Source organism: Marinobacter sp. (assembly GCF_048269445.1).
GTDB lineage: Bacteria > Pseudomonadota > Gammaproteobacteria > Pseudomonadales > Oleiphilaceae > Marinobacter.
The window spans coordinates 164313-182951 of the sequence record NZ_JBLXIQ010000006.1 but is presented as its reverse complement, the minus strand read 5'-3'; the positions used below and the strand labels follow the sequence as shown (position 1 = coordinate 182951).

Here is an 18639-nt window from a genome sequence, read left to right as displayed (position 1 = left end):
CCCTCAGCCTTCGATGTTGGGTGGCCAACCGTTGTCGTCAATCTTCGATGTCCATTCCAGGAAGGTGGCGAGATCCTCGATTTCCTGGTCGGTCAGATTGAATTGCGGCATTTGGCGGCGGCCGGGCACGCCGGTGGGCATGGCGTTCATCCAGGCGTTCATATAGGCCTTGAAGATGTCGCTGTCACCGGCGCCGCGGCGGTCGAATACATTGGCGAGTTCCGGCGCAAAGTACGCGCCTTCACCCATCAGGGAGTGGCAGCCAACACAGTTGTTGTTCTCCCATACATGTTTGCCACGAACCACCTGGTCGGTGAGTTGGTCGCGATTGTCCCGCTCGGGCATTGCCCGCACCTGAGTATCAAAAGTCAACGCCAGAAACAGCAGGACGAAGAATGCACTTCCTCCCAGATATATGTTTCTGGCCATGCTTTTGGTAAAGCGCTCGGCCATGGGTCTCTCTCCTCGGTCTTTGTGGAATACCTGACTGCCCTACTAGGATATAAAGATGCATCTGCAATGCTGTTGATCATTGTCAAGCATGGTGGGCTATTTCACCATTGCGCCGGGGAGTTACCTCCGGAGGGGTAGGTGGTAGACTTCGCGGCCGGTCCGTTCAGAAACGTTTTGCTCACATGGAGTGCCGATGGCTGCCGCGTTTGCCCTTTTCTTCAAGCTGATTCCGCTCTATGTAACGGTTGTTCTCGGCTGGATTGCCGGTCGCTATCTCGAGGCCAGCGGCCGGCATATCGCTGGCATCATGCTGTACATCGTGACCCCATCGGTGGTGTTTTCCGGCGTTATGGTGGCGCCGTTGTCGCCGGAGGTCATCCTGCTGCCCTTCCTTGTTTTCGGAATCTCATCCGTACTGGGCTTTGTCCAGATGAAGCTGGCCAAAAACGTTCTTACCGATGGCAGTGCCAACATCATTCCCCTGTGTGTGGGGTCCGGGAACACCGGGTACTTCGGGGTGCCGGTCGCGCTGTTGTTGTTCGGAGAAGAAGGTCTGGGCCTCTACATTGTGTGCATGCTGGGCACGACGCTGTTCGAGAATTCAGTGGGCTTTTATCTGGCTGCAAGGGGACGGTATGGCATCAGAGATGCTCTGATGCGGGTATTGAAGCTGCCTTCGGTGTACGCCTTTCTCGCAGCGGTGGCACTGAATCTGGCGGGCGTGGGAATTCCGGATATTTTTGTGCCGCTGTTCGACAACCTTCGAGGGGCATACAGCATTCTGGGCATGATGATTATTGGCATGAGCATCACCAGTTTCCGGGGACTGGCCGGCAATGTTCGATTCACGGCGCTGGCGTTCTTCGGGAAATTTGTGGTCTGGCCGCTTGTGGCCATCGTGTTCTGGTGGGTGGATTCAACGCTTCTTGGTATCTACGAGCCTGCGGTGCACAAGGCCATGTTCCTGATTTCGATCACGCCGATTGCCGCCAATACGGTGGTCATTGCCACCCTGTTGGATACGTCGCCAAGGCAGGCAGCGGGTACGGTGCTGCTGACTACGCTGTTCGCCCTGGCATTTATCCCGGTGATGATCTCACTGGCGTTTTAATGGCTGTGTGAGGATGACACTGCCGGTGTCGTTTCCATGGAGAGGGCTTTGGCCTCGGCAATGTCACTGCGGGCATGGCGCACCACGCTGATTCCGGCGGTAATGGCCAGGGTCCCCATGATGGCGGCAACGAACAGATCCGGCCACGCGCTGCCAGTGCCGAAGACACCGAGTGCAGCTGCCATCACGGCGATGTTGCTGATGGCATCGTTGCGGCTACAAAGCCACACTGAGCGCATGTCGGAATCGCCTTCACGGAACCTGAACAGCAGCGCCGCAACACTCACGTTGGCGGCCAGGGCCAGCAGGCCAACCGCGCCCATGGTCAGCGGTTCCGGTGTAATGCCAGTCTCCATCACCCAGACCGCCCGTCCCCAGACCAGCAGGCCAAAAATGGTCATGGTGGCGCCTTTGACCATGGCGGCGCGGCCCCGCCAGAGCATGCCCATTGAAAGGACTGTCAGGGACAGAATGTAGTTGGCGCTGTCACCGAAGAAATCAATGGCATCAGCCATTAGTGAGACTGACCCGGACGAGAGACTGGCCAGCCCTTCCACCACGAACATGGCCAGATTGACCCACAAGGCAATCCACAACGCCCGGCGGAAGCCCGGGGCCGGGGATTTGGGCTCTGGAGCAGAGCAGCTGCACGCCATAAAGACCTCCTTTGTTCAGTTGTTTTATTTAAAACCCTGTAGTTGCTACAGGGTCAACCCTCTTTGTAAATATTCTTTGAAGGCAATCGATTCCGGAATACAGATAATGCGATTCTAAAAAATATTATGCGGGTAAAATTTAGGAATCGTATTTGATGCTGAGTGCTCTCAATGCTGCTGTGGGTGCGCTCTTGACATATACGTAGTAACTGGTCAATCTCTATACAAACAATCATAAAAGCCGATTTCGGTAGGCCAGTTATGCTTCAAAGCGCGTTATCAACGGCAGGGTTTGACCGCTGGATCAGTGATGTAAATCAGATCTGTGGACCTTTTTCGGCAGAACCTCTTGAGCAGGAATTCTCCGGAAATATAAGCAAGATGGGATCCAGCGCCCTGGATATGTCCCGCGTTACCATCCGGGGGGCTCAACTTGTTCGTGGCCGAAGCGAAATCCGGCGTTGTGTCGCGCCTGAGTTCTTCTGCGTGTTCCAACTTCGGGGGAAGTCTCGGGTTGAGCAGGCCGGAAACAGGTCCATTCTCCAGACCGGCGATATTGTTCTGGTGGATTCGGCGCTGCCGTTCAGCTTTACCTATGACAACGAGTCGGAGCAGATTTCGCTGATCCTGCCACGTCCTATCATAGAGCGAACCCTGAACCTGTCGGGGTTCGAGCTTGGTGTCCGCATTCCCTCCGATAGCCATATTGCCCGTGTCGCCAATTTATTGATTGGCGGAGCTGCGAATTATGACAGTCTTGATGAGGAAGAAGGCGCCGCAATCATTGACTCACTGATCATGCTGATCAAACCTTCGGTCATTCGCAGCGTCGGGCAGCACAGTCCCAGTGAGCGAGTGTTCCTGCAAGCGGCCTCATTTATCGAGGAAAACATCGGTGAGTCTGAACTAAGCGTGCGGATGGTGGCGAGTGCCACGGGGACCTCGGTCCGTGGCCTCTATCGGGCGTTTTCCGCCCGCTCGTTAACGGTGTCGGATTACATCAAAACCCAGCGCCTGGAAATGTGCGCCGATTACCTGAGAACGTCGAAGGGCAAGGTGAATCTGACCGAAGTCGGATACCGTTTCGGCTTTGCCAGTCCCAGTGCATTTTCGACGGCTTTCAGGCAACACTTCGGCGTAACACCATCCAGTTTCTGCCAAGGCCGTCTTTCTTAAAGGCGAGGCCTGCCGGACGATACGCCAGGCGGCCCCCCAGAAGGCTCAGGATCACCGGCACTTCATTTTTTCATGCTAATGACTCTGGGCTGTGTGACGGCTTTCAGCCCGTCCAGACCAAACTCGACCCCATAACCGGAGGCCTTATTGCCGCCGAAGGGCACCATGGGATGGATTGCGCCGTGTTGGTTGATCCAGACGGTTCCGGCTTCCACCCTCATGGCGATGGGCTCGGCTTCCTCCGGGCTGTTGGCCCAGACCGAGGCACCAAGGGCAGACGACAGGCGGTTGGCGGAAGCGACTGCGTCGTCGAGGTTCTGGAAACGGACTATGGGCAGGGCCGGGCCGAACTGCTCCTCATCCACCAGCCTTTGGCCGTCCCGGATGTTTCCCACCAGGGTCACAGGCAGGAAGTAGCCGGTTTCAGGGACATCGCCGAATTCCATGATCTCGCAACCATTGGCTCGCGCATCGTCGACCAGCTCTTTCACCTTGTTATATTGCATCTCGTTCTGAAGCGGGCCGATCAGGTTGTTCTCGTTCATGCCGTCGCCAATGGGCATCTGGCGGGCAAGGTCGCTGAGGGCGGCGACTACCGAGTCATAGTCATTTTCGTGAACATACAACCGCTTGATGCACGCGCAGGTCTGCCCCATGTTCAGGAAAGCGCCCCAGAAAAGACCCTCTGCGATAGCCGTGGCGTCAGTGCCCGGAATTACGATTGCAGGGTCATTGCCACCAAGTTCCAGCGTAATCGGCGCGAGGTTTCGTGAGGAAGCTTCGATAATACGGCGGCCGGTCGCCTCACTGCCAGTGAACATGATCTTGTCAATGTCCGGATGGCAGGTGAGCGCGGCCCCAATGCGGCCATCCCCGGAGATGGTGTTCAGAACACCCGGGGGAAGTACCTGATTGATCAGCCGTACCATTTCCAGGGTTGCGATGGGAGTGTACTCGGACGGCTTCAGAACCACCGTATTGCCCATGCGGATTGCAGGAATGATTTGCCAGATGGCAATCATCAGCGGCCAGTTCCAGGGTGCAATCGCTGCCACCACACCCAGTGGCACCCGGTGCATTACGTCCTTGCGTTCGTCGTCCTCATGGACGGTTTCCGGAGGCAATGCCAGTGCTGCAGGCACCTGTGTCCAGCCCACGCATGCCTGCACCTCGAAGCGGGAGCCCGGGCCGGACAGAGGTTTGCCCTGCTCCCGGGTGATCAATTCAGCCAGGTATTCCGAGTTATCCTGGAGTACCTGGGCAACGCGGGCGACCGTTTCCTGGCGCTCCCGATCGCTGACCCTGGCCCAGTTGCTCTGGGCGTTGCGGGCGGCCATGACAGCGTCGTTTACGTCCTGCTCTGTACTGATCGGCGCTAACCCCAGAGAATCACCTGTGGCGGGATTGAAAATTTCCTGGTGATCGGTCGCCTCAACCGGTTTTCCGTTCACCAGATTGCTGAAGGTTTGCATGACAATGCTCTCCTGAGACTGTTTGTTAGAGTTGGGCTGGAAAGCCCTTTCAGCCGCCCAAGGCCAGGGCCATGGGCGGCTTGCCCTTAATTAGTGGGCTGATCGAGATGGTTCAGAACGGAACGATGGCGATGACCTGTGCGTAAACATTGGTGTCGGCATTGCCAATCTGGCTGCCGCCGTCGGAGGCGCTGTTGTCCGGCATATAGAAACCCACTAGAGGACTGATAATCAGGTGTGGTGCCGCCACCCATTCGGCGTAAACATCCACTTCCTGTGCGTTCAGGCCTCCGGTGCCGCCCCTGGTATCACTGAAGTCAAAGAAGAGCGCGCCGATACTGAGCGTTTCCGACGGGGCTGCCTTCAGGCTCACGTGATGCACGGAGGCATCGGAGTTGAACGGTCCAGCGTAGTTGGCAGCGACTTCACCCTGGAACCAGGTGCCGTAGCCCCGGTTGAAGCCGAAGAACAGCGGATCGAAACCCTCATCAAAGCTCGAGTACCGGTAGTTGACGCTGGGTGACCAGGGTGTCTCGCTGAAGGTCCAGCCGGCCTCGGTGTACCACGCCTTGGCGTTCTCATCAGAGCCTTCTCCGGCTTCCTGATTGACAAATTCAGCGGACAGGAACAGGTTTTCGACACCCGCATTGCCCTGATAACGGAGGCTCGTAGTTTGTTGCCCGTCTCTTGAGCCATACCCCAGGATGGGAGCGAAGGTGTCATCAACGTCCAGCCCTTCGATATAAGCCAGACCAAAGGTGCCTTGGGGAGTCACATACTCGGTATTCAAGCCCGCCAGCTCCATCTTCGCCTGGGCTTTGTTGTCAGAGGCCAGCCAGAACAGGTCGGAGCGTAGTCCCTCCGAACCTCCGATACGGGCAATGGCGGTCTGGTCAAATGCCTTGCGGGCTGCGAGCCAGTAGGCACCACCACGGTCAAAGTCCAGTCCCCCACCATTCAGTGCGTCGCCAAAGTTCAGGGCATCGCTGTTGATCAGGAAACCGTCACCGATAGTGAATTGCTGACGCCCAAGAGAAAGATCCAGGCCGTTCTCCCCGAGCGCCGGGATCAGGTTGCCGGAGCGCCAGCCGAGGTAGGCGTCTTCCAGATCGGTTTCCCGTTCATTCCCCGAGGTGATGCCACCGGCATCGCCATCCCCCCAGGTTCCAGATGACACGAGATTGATTGCGCCGTAGACACGGCTGCCTGAGCCGACCCCCTGACTTCCGGAGAACCCGTACTTGATGTAGCCCTCCTGCCATTCTGATTTACCGGCAGACGTTTTGGCGCCGAGGTTGTAGGTTTCCTGGCTGGAAAAAACACCCAGAACCGCTTCCAGATCGGCGTTCAGTTCGGTGCCTTTTTGATCATATAGGTTGTAGGCCGAGGCGGGGGCCGATAATCCGGCCACGGCCAGACAGATAATGCTTTTTACAAAATGCTTGGTTTTCATCTTTGCTGATTCCCGTGTTTCTGAGTTTGTGGCCAGGCTTCCCTGCCTGAGATATCCCTCGTTCCGTGCGAATCAGTTTTCCGGCTTCTGTTGCTCGGGCAGATTCAGGGTTGGTGTCTGGTCAAAAAAGTTCCAGGGTTTCAGCAGCGAGTGGACGTACTCAGTCGGCATCATGGGCCATTCCTCCGCTCGGGCTACGTGGGTCGCACCGGTGGTCATCCAGAGCACGGTATCGACGTTTTCGATGGACTCGTTATCTGCGACGAAGGTTTTCAGGCCCGTATCGGTTTTGGCCCGGTTCGGGTATTTGCCTTCCGGAAAACGCTCCTCGGGCTTGTACTTCGTGACCCAGATCTGTTTATCCATGAAGTTGACACGCTTGAACAACCATTCGTCCTCACTGAATAACGCGCCTTTGGCGATCGGGTGGGTGCCACCGGCGAACGGTATGATCTGATAGCCAACCGGGTACCCCATGCGATTTTCTTTGTTGGGATTTGTCATAAGGCGGACAGTGGACGGATCGAACTTCTGGACCGCCTCCTGTTCCGTGGTCACGACCCGCTCATTGGTGATCATGACACTGGTGCGAGGGCCTCCCGCTGTGTTTTTCGCGACAACCGGATCAATTTCCTTGAGGCTGTTCCGGGCGCCGTCAACATCCAGATCCAGGCGGAAATTGTAGATGTGCTGGTGGGTGGTACCCACGATGTTGTGGTCAATCAGGGTGCCGTAGCGAGTGTCTTCTTCGGCAGTTTCGTCGTGAACCGTGCGGGACTTCACGGCTTTGACAGCCTCGATGCCCGACGCTCCGACGGTCAGCCTGATGTTGCCATTGGCCATGAAAACCCAATCGAACATGTAGTCGTAGTTGCCGATGGTGCTCACCCAGCGCACAACCAGCTCCCTTCTTTCGCGGCTTTCATTGCCTGGGCTGCTGCCGAGCATTTCCGTGTGCTTGAATTCCGGACCGGCATAGCGCTCGAATACGGCGATTGCGTTTGGGATGGTAAAAGGCTCACCACCGTTATCGACCAGGGTCGCTGACAACAATGTGGCGTTATTAGGTGCGTCGACACCGCCTTCCAGGGGCGAGGTGAGGTTCCCCATCCCGTAATCGCCTGAGTCGAGATAGGACTTGAAGTACCAGCCCACATCCGGGTCGCCGTAAGGCACGATCATGCCACCCAGTGATCCCTCGTACATGACTTTCCGCTTTTCGCCTTTGTCGTTATAGGTCAGTGTCGAAATGACGGGGCCGACACGGGAATTCAGCTTGAGATGGAAGTCCCAGTTCTGCCACTGAATGGTATGTCCGGACATCGAGATATTGGACCCTTCCGGCTGCACCACCATCAGCGGTTTTACGTCAGCGATCTTTTCCTGATCCCGGCCATCATAGGGACGGGGTGCCATCGGTACCGGTATGACGCCGTCATCCTCGATCTTCAGAATGCTCTTTTTCTCAAGGTCCACGACGGCCACAAGGTTTTCGATGGGGTGCGCCCAGTAGTTACCATCCCCGACCTCGAGGTAAGACACGACTTTCAATAGCTTCAAATCGTGCTCAAGGCCATCATCTCCTCCGAAATACCCCACGGTAAGTGGCGTCGCGACAACGTTTTCGACACTCTCAATGCCTCGTTTTTTCAACGCTTTTTTGTACGCGTCACTGTTCGAGACGATTTCCTGTACAGCCAGGAAATCATCGAAGGTCACCATCCCATGGGCATCTTCGATGTGTTCCCAGCCGAGAACAGATCCGGACTCGATATCCACAGTTCCTTCAATGACCTTCCTGCCATCCACGAGAGTAAAAATGGCTCGACGGGAAAAATCGTGATCTTCACCAAACGCCCATTCCCAGACGTCGTCTTTGTTGGGATCGGCAAGTCTTATTTGGGTAAAGCGGAGAGTATCCTTCCAGTGTTTGGACTCCTTGACCGCACTCGCAGCCCTGGTGATTTCTTCCGAGGTTAACGGATCCAATGGATGGGTTTTGTTGCCAATGCTAACGTTTTGGGAGACCCGATCCGCGAACAGGTCATGGGCAAAGCTCCGGTCGACGAATACTTCACCTTCATGCATTTTGGCAGGCGCTGACAGCTCAATAGCCTCTCCGTTGAGAAAAGCCCGGGTTTCTCCCAGAGGCACCCTGATTGTCGTGTCTCCCGATACAATCAGCAGTTCGCCTTTGTCCTCGCTGAGTTTGAAGCTGGCCCCTGAGGAGCTGAGCGCCTGGGCGATCGGCAGATAATCCGGAGAACCGCCATGGGCCAGGATCGTTGGACTGGCAACGAACAATGACGAGGCAAGGGCGGCGGAGAGTACGAGTTTCTTTTTGTACATGATGACTCCTGACAATGTTTTCTTTGTGCGTGAGAAACGATTCAGCCGAGCGGGAGATACCAACCCAGCTGTTCCTGGCGCGGACGCACCTGACCGTGCTTGTGAAGTCATAGGAATACCATTTCAGGGGGGCGGGGGCTTTTGCATGACTGCCAGACTTTTCTTGAATCGTGCCGCCAGGACATGCGGCACGATTCTTGTTTTCTTGTTCTCGAGAGGGGGGGGGGAGCTAGAGGAAGGGAAACGTGTCAGTGCTGGCCTGGGCCATGGGTGCCCGGCACATGGTTGTCGCGATCCTCCGGTTTCGGTGTCTCAAGCTCGGAACTCAGCCCGCCCAGAATTCCACATTCGCGCACCGTGCGGCTATCGGAGCAGGCTTCCTGAAGCTGCACCAGGGTCTCTTCCAGGCTCGACAGTTCCTTCAATCGCTCACGAACGTGAGTCAAATGTCGTGCCAGCAGGGCATCCACTTCACTGCAATCCGCCTCCGGGTTCTCGGCCAGCCGGATCAACTCGCGGATTTCGTCCTGGGCCATATCGAGGTTGCGACAGCGTTTGATGAACAGCAGTCGCTCCAGATGACCCGGGCGGTAGGAGCGGTAGCCACTGTTGTCCCGGTCTGGCTCCGGCAGCAAGCCGATTTTTTCGTAATAACGGATGGTTTCCGCGGGCACCGCCGTTGCGTTTGCAAGTTCGCCGATCTTCAATGGGTATCCTCTCAGTAACTCCGTTAGCCGGGTCGGGCTCAGTCATCATTTTGACCGATTGTTACGTGTCAGCTTTGGCGAGGGCGATCAGGTCCTCGCGAATCTCTTTCACGCCAAGATCCGGCCTGATCAGAAGCCGCGCTTTTCCCTCGCGGTCAAACACGTAAACCGCACTGCTGTGAGAAACGGCATAGTTGCCGTTTTCGTCAGGCTCCTCATAACCGAAGGTTGTTCGGTACCGTTTGGCAAGCTCGCGAAGCTGCGGCTTTTTTCCGGTTAACCCGATGATCCCCTCGCCAAAGAAATTGACATAGGCCGCCAGACGCTCCGGCGAATCCCGCTCGGGATCAACGCTGACAAAGAGTGTCAGGACATCGTCCCGCAACCCCGGTGGCAGGCCGTCAGTGGCCTGGTGGAGTTTTTGCAACGCAGTGGGGCAGACGTCCGGGCATGAGGTAAAGCCAAAAAACAGCAGCCTTACCTTGCCGTCAAACTGCTCGGCGGTTACCGATCGTCCCTGGCCGTCGATCAATTCAAACTCCAGGCCGGGCATCAGACCACTGATGTCTTTGCCGTTCCAGCTTTCCGCTTCGCCTGAACAGCCGCTGAGAATAAACGTCATCAGAATCAGGGCGGGAAGCGACAGCTTGCCGGTATGTCGTCGGAAAGGCATGAAGTTCATGATGTGGTCTCCCCCAGTTGGCTGGAACGGCTGGTAAAACTCCCATCCTCACGCATGGCACGTCTCAGGATAATCAAAATACCGAGGATGCTCATCATCGCAGGTGGTATCCAGGTCAGCATGCCGCCGAGAAGCTGGTCGGTTTCCGGCGCCATGGGCCAGGCCCGGCCACAGACCTCGTAAACGTCGTACACCATGCCTCTGGAAAACACGATCATGGCTCCGAGTATCATTTGCGGTATTGCCACCAGGGCCAGCAGCAGTATGCGCTTGCCATACCCCAGAGAAGAGGTGATGGCCGGTGGGCGAGGATCGAAAATCAACCACCAGAAGAGCATCCCATCAATCAACATGCTCCAGTTCATGACCCAGTACAGGTTTCGGCTGAGCATGGCATCGAAATGAATTGGCGGCCACAACCAGAAATAGATGAGACCCACAAACAGCACGGAGGCAATCAGAGGGTGTTGCAGAACTCGATACACCCATCCCAGGGGCCGAAGCCCGCTCTTCCATCCAGGGCTCATTTTGCCGTACCAGAACCGCATCACCGGCAATGGATTGGACAGGGCAATCAGAATCGGACCTAGATGATGGAGAATGAGGTGCTGGCCGCGGTGGACGAAAAACATGTACTGGGAGTAGTAATCGAAACGGGTCTGCATGACCCCGTAACAGATCAGGACGCCCAGAACGAAGATGACGATTCTCAGTGACCCGGGCCTGTCGACTTCCCGCATCCGTAAGAGGCCGACGCCATAAAACCCCAGTACGAGCATAAAGCTCAGTACAGTCAGCGGCGAGAAATCGTAAGGTCTGAGGTAATCGAGCAGTGACATAGAGTTGCCGGGTCGGTTGTTATCTGTTGTTAGCTTGCACGCACTGGGTCTGGATATTCCAAGAAAATCTTTTCCAGCTAAGCATACATCGCCCGGCAGCCTTCGCAAGAAGCGGCTGAAAATTCAGCCATGGCCAGCTGCATTGAGTGGATCATTGGCGGTTTTTCATGAGGTGATTGGGCCTCCACCTGAGGTGTGCCATCATTCCAGAAAGTTCCAGGGCCTAGATGTGCAGATGTTGGGCGGAGCTCACCCCGGGAAGTTGCTCAAGAAATTGCTGAACAGCCCGCGGGTCGATACCTTTTGGAACGGCATCCACGGCCATATTGGCCGAGTCCTTCAGCAGCTGCCAGGTGCCTAGGAATATCACTGCGGCAATGACCAGGCTGACCACCGGGTCGATCCAGGTCAGGTTGGTGAAGATCAGTATAGTACCGGAGATTACGACGCCAATCCCGGCAACGATGACCACAGTCAGGCCTGCCACATCAGCTGGGGCAGTCGTTGTGGCTGTGCATGTTTACCTCGGTTGCAAGGAGCTTGGGTGCACCCTTTAAAAACTTGTAGTTACTACAAGGTCAACAGGGGCCTTTAAAACTCAACGATGACTCGTAAACCGCCCTTGGCCCCCGTCGAAAAGGTGGTTTGTCCTCCATAGCGAGCGACTATGTCCCGGACAATGGCAAGCCCCAGCCCGTGACCGGGTGTTTGCTCATCGAGCCTCAGCCCCCGTTGGCCCAGGTGGGCCATTTCGGCCTCCTCAACGCCGGGCCCATCGTCTGTCACAACTATTCGTGTCAGCCCACTGTCTTGCTCTAAAGAGAGTTCCACGCATCGTGTGGACCATTTGCCTGCATTGTCGAGAAGGTTTCCCAGTATTTCGTTGAGATCATGCTCTTCAATTGGCCAGCGGGTCTCCTCAGGCAGAGAGCTCGACAGTTCAAACGATTTTCCCGTGTATAACCGGCCCAGCATCCAGAGAAGATCCCGTGCCTGTTTCACCGGGTAGGCGAATTTCCCTACCTGCGGACCGGCGAACCGGCTACGTCGCATTTCCCCTTCAAGCTGCTTGTCGATGTCATCGAGTCGCGATGCCATCTGATGCCTGAGGTCATTACTGAGGGGGCGATCGCTGTCCGCCAGTATCTGCCGGACAGCGGCGATGGGAGTTTTGACGCTGTGAGACAGGTTGGCGAGGGCGTCTCGAGAGCGCTCAAGCCTCTGGTCCAGGGAGTCCAGCAACTGGTTAAGTTGCAGTACGAGGGGGCGGAACTCCTCGGGGGCCTGGACGTCTATGCGCGAAATCTCGCCATCCTGCAGTCGCCTCAGGGCTGCTTTGAGGGTTACAACGGGCCGCAGGGATAAATTAATACCGAACCAGATCACGGCAACCAGGAGCAGGATCAGCAAAATGGCGACGATGGCCGTCCAGGCATGCAATTCGGCCTGGCTGCGTTTCAGAGCGCCAAGGTCTTCGGAAACAATAACCACGACGGGTGTAGCGCCCACGCGAAATGACTTCCGGTAGGCGAGAATCTCCGAGGGAGCGTTCGCGGCCCCGGCGTTCCGGACCTGCAGCGTTCCATCCTGGTCGGCGTCAATCAGTGGCATCAATAGCGGTACCCAGGCGTCGGGTGAAATGATCGTCCGGGCCGGTGAGTGTATGGCGAAGGCGTGATGGAAGACCTCCTGGAAGTAATCGCCGGTCTGGAGGCTATCCAGTTTGCCGCCGGAACTGCGAATCTGATGTTCAATAAATGCGACTTCGTCCTTGAGCCGGGTCTCGACAAATTCCCGGGCCATCCGGTCCAGCAACAAGCCATGCACCAGCCACGCCGCGGCCATCAGGGCAATGCCGGCGGGCAACAACAGAACGAGCAATGCTCCCTTGATTGACGCCGGCTTTCTAAACCACGTCATTGAACAGATATCCCTGGCCGCGCCGTGTTGAAATGGTATCACTGCCCACCAGCTTTCTTAGCCTTCGGATGTAGGCCTCGATAACGTTTTCACTCGGATTGTCGTTGAGGTTATAGAGTTGCTCCATCAGCTGCTCTTTGGAAAAGACATGACCAGGGCGGCTCATCAGGCAGCGCAACAGGCGGAATTCGGTGCCGGTCAGGCTGTGCTCGGTGCCGTCGTCCAGTTTCAGGCACTGACGGCTCTCATCCAGCTCAAAGCGGCCGGCTTTGACCAGGGAGTGGACTCGGCCCTCACTTCTGCGCACGATGGCATTGAGGCGGGCAATCAGCTCTTCTGTTTGGAACGGTTTAGCGAGGTAGTCATCTGCGCCGGCTTTCAGGCCATTTACCTTATCCTGCCAGTCGCCTCTTGCCGTCAGGATCAATACCGGAAAGCTGACGCGATTCATGCGCCATTTCCTTAGCACATCCAGACCATTGCCGTCGGGTAAACCCAGGTCCAGAACCACTGCCCGGTAGTCTTCCTGTTCGCCCAGTATCACCGCTTCCTTTGCGGTGTAAGCTGTATCAACGCTGAAGCCGGCTTTCCCTAACTGGCTGGTCAGACCTTCAGCGAGCAAACGGTCATCCTCGACGAGCAGTAAGCGCATGGTTCTATCCTTAATTTGGAGTTCGCACAACGCGTCAGTTTGTCTTATCAACCTGAACCGGGCCTGAACAATAAATAGTTCAATATTTTCAGAAAGGATTCAGGTTAGTGCGAGATGGTAGCAATCGTTTCTGGATATTGCTCAAGTTTCAGGGCACGCCAGCGGGTGTATTAACGCACATTATTTCACAGGAGAAGACGGTATGAATCTATCAAAGCTTATTGTTGCGGCTGCGGCCATGTCGGTTACAGCAACGGTTTTCGCTGCAGGCAGCCATGGTAGTGGTCACGGCAGTACCATTGGTGAGCCGGGCAAGGCGGGCGACGCTTCTCGCACCATCCAAGTGGATATGCACGATAACTACTATGAGCCGGAAGCCATTGAAGTAACTCGCGGTGAGACCGTGCGTTTTATGATCGAGAACAAGGGTAAGCTGGTGCACGAATTCAACATCGGTACCCCCGCCATGCACGAAGCCCATCAGGAGGAGATGCAGATGATGGTCGAGCACGGGGTGATTCAGGGCGGCAAGCTCAACAGGAAGATGATGCAAATGGACATGGGGAATGGCCATTCCATGAAGCATGACGACCCCAACAGCCTGCTGCTTGAGCCGGGGGAGAGCAAGGAAATCGTCTGGACATTCAGCACCGACACCAACATGGAGTTTGCGTGTAACATCCCGGGCCACTACCAATCCGGTATGTATGGCGACGTGAACTTTGATTCCGCGGCTGACACCCAAGCCAGCGCGGACTGACCTGCCCCGAGATGAAATAAAAGGGAGCGCCACCTTCCGGGGCTCCCCTGGCAGTACTTCAGGAGTAACCAGGCAATGAGAAGATTCCTTATGGCAGGGGCCCTTGGGCTCCTTCTGCCCGCGTTGGTGCTGGCCGGTGAATATGATCTGACGGTCGACCGGGTCAGCATTGATACGGGGGATTTTGTAAAAGAAGGTATCGGGTACAACGGGAAATCCCCTGGGCCGGTCCTGCGCTTCAAGGAAGGCGAAAACGTCAGGATCAACGTGACCAACAACCTGGATGAGATGACATCCATTCATTGGCACGGCCTGATTCTCCCCTTTGAGCAGGATGGCGTGCCCGGCATCAGCTTTCCCGGCATCAAACCGGGTGAGACCTTTACCTATGAATTTCCGATTGTCCAGGCTGGTACCTACTGGTTCCACAGCCATTCCGGTTTTCAGGAACCCGACGGCGCTTTTGGTGCCATCGTGATCGAGCCTGAGGGGCGGGAGCCGTTCCGATATGATCGCGAATACGTGGTTCAGCTGACGGACAAACACCCTCATTCCGGTGATCGCATCATGCGGAACCTCAAGATGATGCCCGATTACTACAACCGTCAGCAGCAAACGGTGGGTGAGTTTTTCTCGGACGCTTCACAAAACGGTCTGATGAATACCATTCAGGACCGGATGGCCTGGGGTGACATGCGCATGATGAAGGCTGATGTCGAGGACGTTCAGGGCTTTACCGGCATGATTAACGGTATGGGGCCGGAACAGAACTGGACCGGTTTGTTCGAGCCGGGAGAGCGCATCCGGCTGCGGTTCATCAATTCATCGGCCATGACCTATTTCGATGTCCGGATTCCGGGGCTGGACATGACCGTTGTCCAGGCCGACGGTAATAACGTCCAGCCAGTCAATGTGGACGAGTTCCGGATCGGCGTCGCGGAAACCTATGACGTGATCGTGCGCCCGAGAGACGCGCAGGCTTACACCATCTTCGCCGAGTCTATGGGGCGTTCCGGCTATGCCAGGGCAACACTGGCTCCGGAAGAGGGCATGGCGGCATCGGTGCCTCCAATGCGTGATGCGCCCAGGCTGACCATGGCCGACATGAGTGGAATGCCTGGAATGGACCACGGCGACATGGACCATGGCGATATGACAGCCCAGGGTGATATGGACCACTCCAACATGTCCGATATGGATCACAGTGCCATGATGGAAGGCGGCAGTGACCCATTTTACGCCAAGGGAAGTGGCATAGCCCCGGCCGCGGCGAACGGTGGCAAGTTCCTTTCCTACGCGGACCTGAAGGCCCAGAAGCCTTTGTATGAAGAGCGGGAGCCGACCCGTGAAATCGAACTGCGCCTGACAGGCAACATGGAGCGTTACACCTGGAGCATCAACGGCGTGAAATACGAAGATGCAGATCCGATCCGTCTGAAGTACGGTGAGCGCGTCCGTTTCAAATTCGTTAACGAAACCATGATGACGCACCCCATGCACCTCCATGGCATGTGGTCGATTCTGGATGTGGGTGCCGGTGAGTGGAATCCCATCAAACACACCGTCAGTGTTCAGCCTGGCACGACGGTGTATATGGAAACCGAAGTCGATGCGCCGGGACAGTGGGCTTTCCATTGCCACCTGTCCTACCACGCGGCAGCCGGCATGTTCCGTAAGGTAATCGTTGAAGGCGGTCCTGATACGACTCAGGCAAAGGCAGACGTTGCGACAGAAGAAGGAGGTGATGCATGAGTCGTATCCGAACTTTTATGGCCGTCAGCCTGTTGGGCCCGCTACTGCTTCCGGGTGCTGCAGCGGCTCAGGAAATGATTGCCGACACGTCTGCACGGAAGCAGGCTCTGACCTCCTGGGGTGTGCAGTTTGAGGAGCTTGAATACCGTTACAGTGATGACGATGAGGAACTGGGCGTCTGGAATGCGGACTTCTTCTACGGCACCGACGATCTGAAAGTCCGATGGCTGACCAAAGGGGAGTACGCCATTGAGGAGCAGGCCTACGAGGGGCTGGAAAACCAGTTGGTCGGGCAGATTCCCATTTCCGAATTCTTTGACGCCAAGGCGGGTGTCCGATTCGACACACCCGAGGGGCCAGACCGTACCTACGCCGTTCTGGGCGTTGCCGGGCTTGCACCACAATGGTTCGAGATTGATGCCAACCTTTATGTGAGCGACGAGGGCGACACCTCCGCGGAACTGGATGCCGAATACGAGTTGCTGCTGACCAACTACTGGATACTCTCAGCCACGCTGGATGCCACCGTGGCGTTCAGTGAGGACCGGGAAATTGGCGTTGGCAAGGGACTGGTGTCCACCGAAACCGGCCTCAGGCTGAGTTACGACCTGATCGATCGTGCTTTCTCACCCTATGTCGGGGTGGTGCATGAACGTAAGTATGGTGACACCGCCGACTTTGCCAAAGCAGAGGGGGGTGGTACCGAAGACTGGTTTGCCGTGGTCGGCGCTCGAATCAGTTTCTGATCGAGTTTTTTTGACGGGCCCAGGGCATTCCCTCGGTCCGTTTTTCATCTATGATTTGAGGTAGATCAAATCTATTTGAAATCGCGCCGTGTTTTCAGTCGCAATTCAGGTTGGGGTGTTGTGATACAGGAGAAGTCACCAGGCAAAGAGGTGCAATCCCATGACCAAAGCGCAAAAAGCGACCAACCAGGGCCAGTTTTTACTACGCCGGAAACTGACTGTCGAAGGCCTTGGAGAGAATCAGTGGGACGATTTTATCCAAGAGCTCAACCATCATCCCTGCGTTGATTTTGCCGAGCGTAAACCGGGCAACCGGTTGCACATCACCTACGACGGGACCCATTGGTACATCGACGAGTTAGTGGCGCTTATCAAGGCCCATGGAGGCCGCTTGAAGGCCGGGTGGTGGGCCGGGCGTAAACTGGCCTGGTACCAGTTTACCGATGACAACGTCCGGGCCAATGCCAAACATGAGCCGTTTTGCTGTTCGAAGATCCCACCTATGAAGCGTAAATGAATGTGAAAACAGCAGGAGGTTGAATGAGTAGGGAGCAGGACAGAACTACTCGCTATCAGGAAGGCAGTCTTACCCTGCCGGGAACGGTTATGTTGGGAACCGGCGTCATGATTGGCGCCGGTATCTTTGCGCTGACCGGACAGATGGCACAGATGACGGGGGCTCTTTTTCCGCTGGCGTTCCTGGCTGCAGCGGTGATCGTTGCCTTCAGCGCCTACTCCTACATCAAGATTTCCAATGCATACCCCTCGGCCGGCGGTATCGGCATGTATCTGCACAAGGCCTACGGAAACCGGCTGCCAACCGCGTTCAACGCCCTGCTGATGTATTTTTCCATGGTGATTGCCCAGAGCTTTCTGGCCCGCACCTTCGGCTCCTACAGCATGCAGCTGTTCGGGGGTGACGAAAGCGGCCGTATGGTGCCCATTCTCGGGGTATCGCTCATTCTGGCTGCCTTTCTGATCAACTTGCTGGGCAACCAGATGATTCAGGGGGTGGCGTCCTTCATAGGAATTCTGAAGATCGGGGGCATACTGATTTTCGGGCTGGTGGGTGTCTGGGTTGCCGACGCCATCTCGGTAGACTTTTCGAGCCCGGGGGAGGCCGGAACCATGGGCAACTTTCTCGGTGCGACGGCACTGGGAATACTGGCCTTCAAGGGCTTCACCACCATTACCAACAGCGGCTCCGAAGTAATAGACCCCAAGCGGAATGTAGGGCGGGCCATCGTTATTTCTATTGCGGCCTGCGTGGTTATCTACACTCTGGTCGGTTTTGCCGTTGCCAGCAATCTGTCCCTGGCTGAAATCATCGAGACCCGGGACTACTCTCTTGCCGCTGCAGCACGCCCGGCACTGGGTGAATACGCCGTCTGGTTCACTGTGGCCATTGCCATGATGGCAACGGCCGGTGGCATTCTGGCGAGCATATTTGCAGTTTCCCGAATGTTGGCAATGCTGACGGAAATGAAACTGGTGCCCCACCGGCATTTCGGCATGCCCGGCAGCATCCAGAAGCACACACTGGTCTATACGGTGGTCCTGGGTCTCATTCTGACGGCTTTCTTTGACCTCTCCCGGATTGCCGCGCTGGGCATAGTGTTTTACCTGATAATGGATATTGCCATTCACTGGGGGGTTCTTCGGTATCTTCGCGAGGACGTCAACGCCACAGCCTGGGTGCCAGCAGTGGCCATTTTTCTGGATCTGCTGGTACTTGGGGGCTTTGTCTGGGTCAAGCTCAACACGGACCCGTTTGTCATCGGTGTGGCGGTCGTCACCATGATCATTATTGCAGTGGCTGAGCAGATTTTTCTGAAAAAGTCTGAAATATCCCGGCCACCGGGGCAGGAAGAGGCTCATGCTCATGATCACCACTAACCAGAATTCGACATG

General features: G+C 56.2%; 18 protein-coding genes. 7 read left to right on the top strand and 11 right to left on the bottom strand.

Translation table 11 applies throughout. The annotated features are described in order from the left end of the window. Positions 1 to 3: 3 nt before the first annotated feature. Positions 4 to 453, bottom strand: coding sequence for a c-type cytochrome (locus tag ACN0XM_RS14145; RefSeq protein ID WP_417567586.1), 450 nt, complete (start codon positions 451 to 453; stop codon positions 4 to 6). A gap of 193 nt (positions 454 to 646) precedes the next feature. Here ACN0XM_RS14145 and ACN0XM_RS14140 point away from each other — a divergent pair, with 193 nt between their 5' ends. Further along, entirely contained in the window at positions 647 to 1564 is a 918-nt protein-coding gene (locus ACN0XM_RS14140) for an AEC family transporter (RefSeq protein WP_417567585.1), read from the top strand. On the opposite strand, the gene ACN0XM_RS14135 is transcribed toward ACN0XM_RS14140, so the two are convergent. Then, entirely contained in the window at positions 1561 to 2220 is a 660-nt protein-coding gene (locus ACN0XM_RS14135) for a cation transporter (protein WP_417567584.1), read from the bottom strand. The genes ACN0XM_RS14140 and ACN0XM_RS14135 overlap by 4 nt on opposite strands. 261 nt (positions 2221 to 2481) lie before the next feature. Here ACN0XM_RS14135 and feaR point away from each other — a divergent pair, with 261 nt between their 5' ends. Further along, positions 2482 to 3396, top strand: a complete 915-nt coding sequence (feaR, locus tag ACN0XM_RS14130; protein WP_417567583.1) for a transcriptional regulator FeaR — start codon at positions 2482 to 2484, stop codon at positions 3394 to 3396. A gap of 62 nt (positions 3397 to 3458) precedes the next feature. On the opposite strand, the gene ACN0XM_RS14125 is transcribed toward feaR, so the two are convergent. The 9 genes from ACN0XM_RS14125 to ACN0XM_RS14085 form a co-directional block, all read right to left on the bottom strand. Continuing rightward, positions 3459 to 4868: an aldehyde dehydrogenase family protein gene (locus ACN0XM_RS14125; protein WP_417567582.1), complete on the bottom strand. Its 1410-nt coding sequence runs from the start codon at positions 4866 to 4868 to the stop codon at positions 3459 to 3461. Positions 4869 to 4980: 112 nt separating this feature from the next. Then, the gene (locus ACN0XM_RS14120) at positions 4981 to 6321 is read right to left on the bottom strand and encodes a hypothetical protein (protein ID WP_417567581.1); all 1341 of its coding nucleotides are present in this window, start codon (positions 6319 to 6321) and stop codon (positions 4981 to 4983) included. 72 nt (positions 6322 to 6393) lie between these two features. Continuing rightward, a complete protein-coding gene (locus ACN0XM_RS14115) occupies positions 6394 to 8670 on the bottom strand; it encodes a stalk domain-containing protein (protein ID WP_417567580.1) in 2277 nt (758 codons plus the stop codon). A gap of 248 nt (positions 8671 to 8918) precedes the next feature. Next, positions 8919 to 9377: a Cd(II)/Pb(II)-responsive transcriptional regulator gene (cadR, locus tag ACN0XM_RS14110; RefSeq protein ID WP_417567579.1), complete on the bottom strand. Its 459-nt coding sequence runs from the start codon at positions 9375 to 9377 to the stop codon at positions 8919 to 8921. A 61-nt stretch (positions 9378 to 9438) separates the two neighbouring features. After that, positions 9439 to 10059, bottom strand: coding sequence for an SCO family protein (locus tag ACN0XM_RS14105; protein WP_417567578.1), 621 nt, complete (start codon positions 10057 to 10059; stop codon positions 9439 to 9441). Continuing rightward, complete coding sequence (locus ACN0XM_RS14100; protein ID WP_417567577.1) at positions 10056 to 10898, bottom strand: cytochrome c oxidase assembly protein; 843 nt, start codon at positions 10896 to 10898, stop codon at positions 10056 to 10058. Before ACN0XM_RS14100 ends, ACN0XM_RS14105 begins: the two co-directional genes overlap by 4 nt. Positions 10899 to 11121: 223 nt before the next feature. Continuing rightward, positions 11122 to 11385: a cation transporter gene (locus tag ACN0XM_RS14095; RefSeq protein ID WP_417567576.1), complete on the bottom strand. Its 264-nt coding sequence runs from the start codon at positions 11383 to 11385 to the stop codon at positions 11122 to 11124. Positions 11386 to 11489: 104 nt separating this feature from the next. After that, positions 11490 to 12818, bottom strand: a complete 1329-nt coding sequence (locus tag ACN0XM_RS14090) for a sensor histidine kinase (protein ID WP_417567575.1) — start codon at positions 12816 to 12818, stop codon at positions 11490 to 11492. Further along, the gene (locus ACN0XM_RS14085; RefSeq protein WP_417567574.1) at positions 12805 to 13470 is read right to left on the bottom strand and encodes a response regulator transcription factor; all 666 of its coding nucleotides are present in this window, start codon (positions 13468 to 13470) and stop codon (positions 12805 to 12807) included. The genes ACN0XM_RS14090 and ACN0XM_RS14085 overlap by 14 nt, the downstream gene beginning before the upstream one ends. A gap of 202 nt (positions 13471 to 13672) precedes the next feature. Here ACN0XM_RS14085 and ACN0XM_RS14080 point away from each other — a divergent pair, with 202 nt between their 5' ends. The 5 genes from ACN0XM_RS14080 to ACN0XM_RS14060 all read left to right on the top strand — a co-directional run bounded on the left by ACN0XM_RS14080 (position 13673) and on the right by ACN0XM_RS14060 (position 18624). After that, entirely contained in the window at positions 13673 to 14230 is a 558-nt protein-coding gene (locus ACN0XM_RS14080) for a cupredoxin domain-containing protein (RefSeq protein WP_417567573.1), read from the top strand. A 75-nt stretch (positions 14231 to 14305) separates the two neighbouring features. Beyond that, complete coding sequence (locus ACN0XM_RS14075; RefSeq protein ID WP_417567572.1) at positions 14306 to 15982, top strand: copper resistance system multicopper oxidase; 1677 nt, start codon at positions 14306 to 14308, stop codon at positions 15980 to 15982. Further along, a complete protein-coding gene (locus ACN0XM_RS14070; protein WP_417567571.1) occupies positions 15979 to 16728 on the top strand; it encodes a copper resistance protein B in 750 nt (249 codons plus the stop codon). Before ACN0XM_RS14075 ends, ACN0XM_RS14070 begins: the two co-directional genes overlap by 4 nt. Positions 16729 to 16888: 160 nt before the next feature. Then, a complete protein-coding gene (locus ACN0XM_RS14065; RefSeq protein ID WP_417567570.1) occupies positions 16889 to 17245 on the top strand; it encodes a hypothetical protein in 357 nt (118 codons plus the stop codon). 23 nt (positions 17246 to 17268) lie between these two features. Continuing rightward, positions 17269 to 18624 (top strand): APC family permease, encoded by a 1356-nt coding sequence (locus tag ACN0XM_RS14060; RefSeq protein WP_417567569.1) that lies wholly within the window; start codon positions 17269 to 17271, stop codon positions 18622 to 18624. The last annotated feature ends 15 nt before the right edge of the window (positions 18625 to 18639 follow it).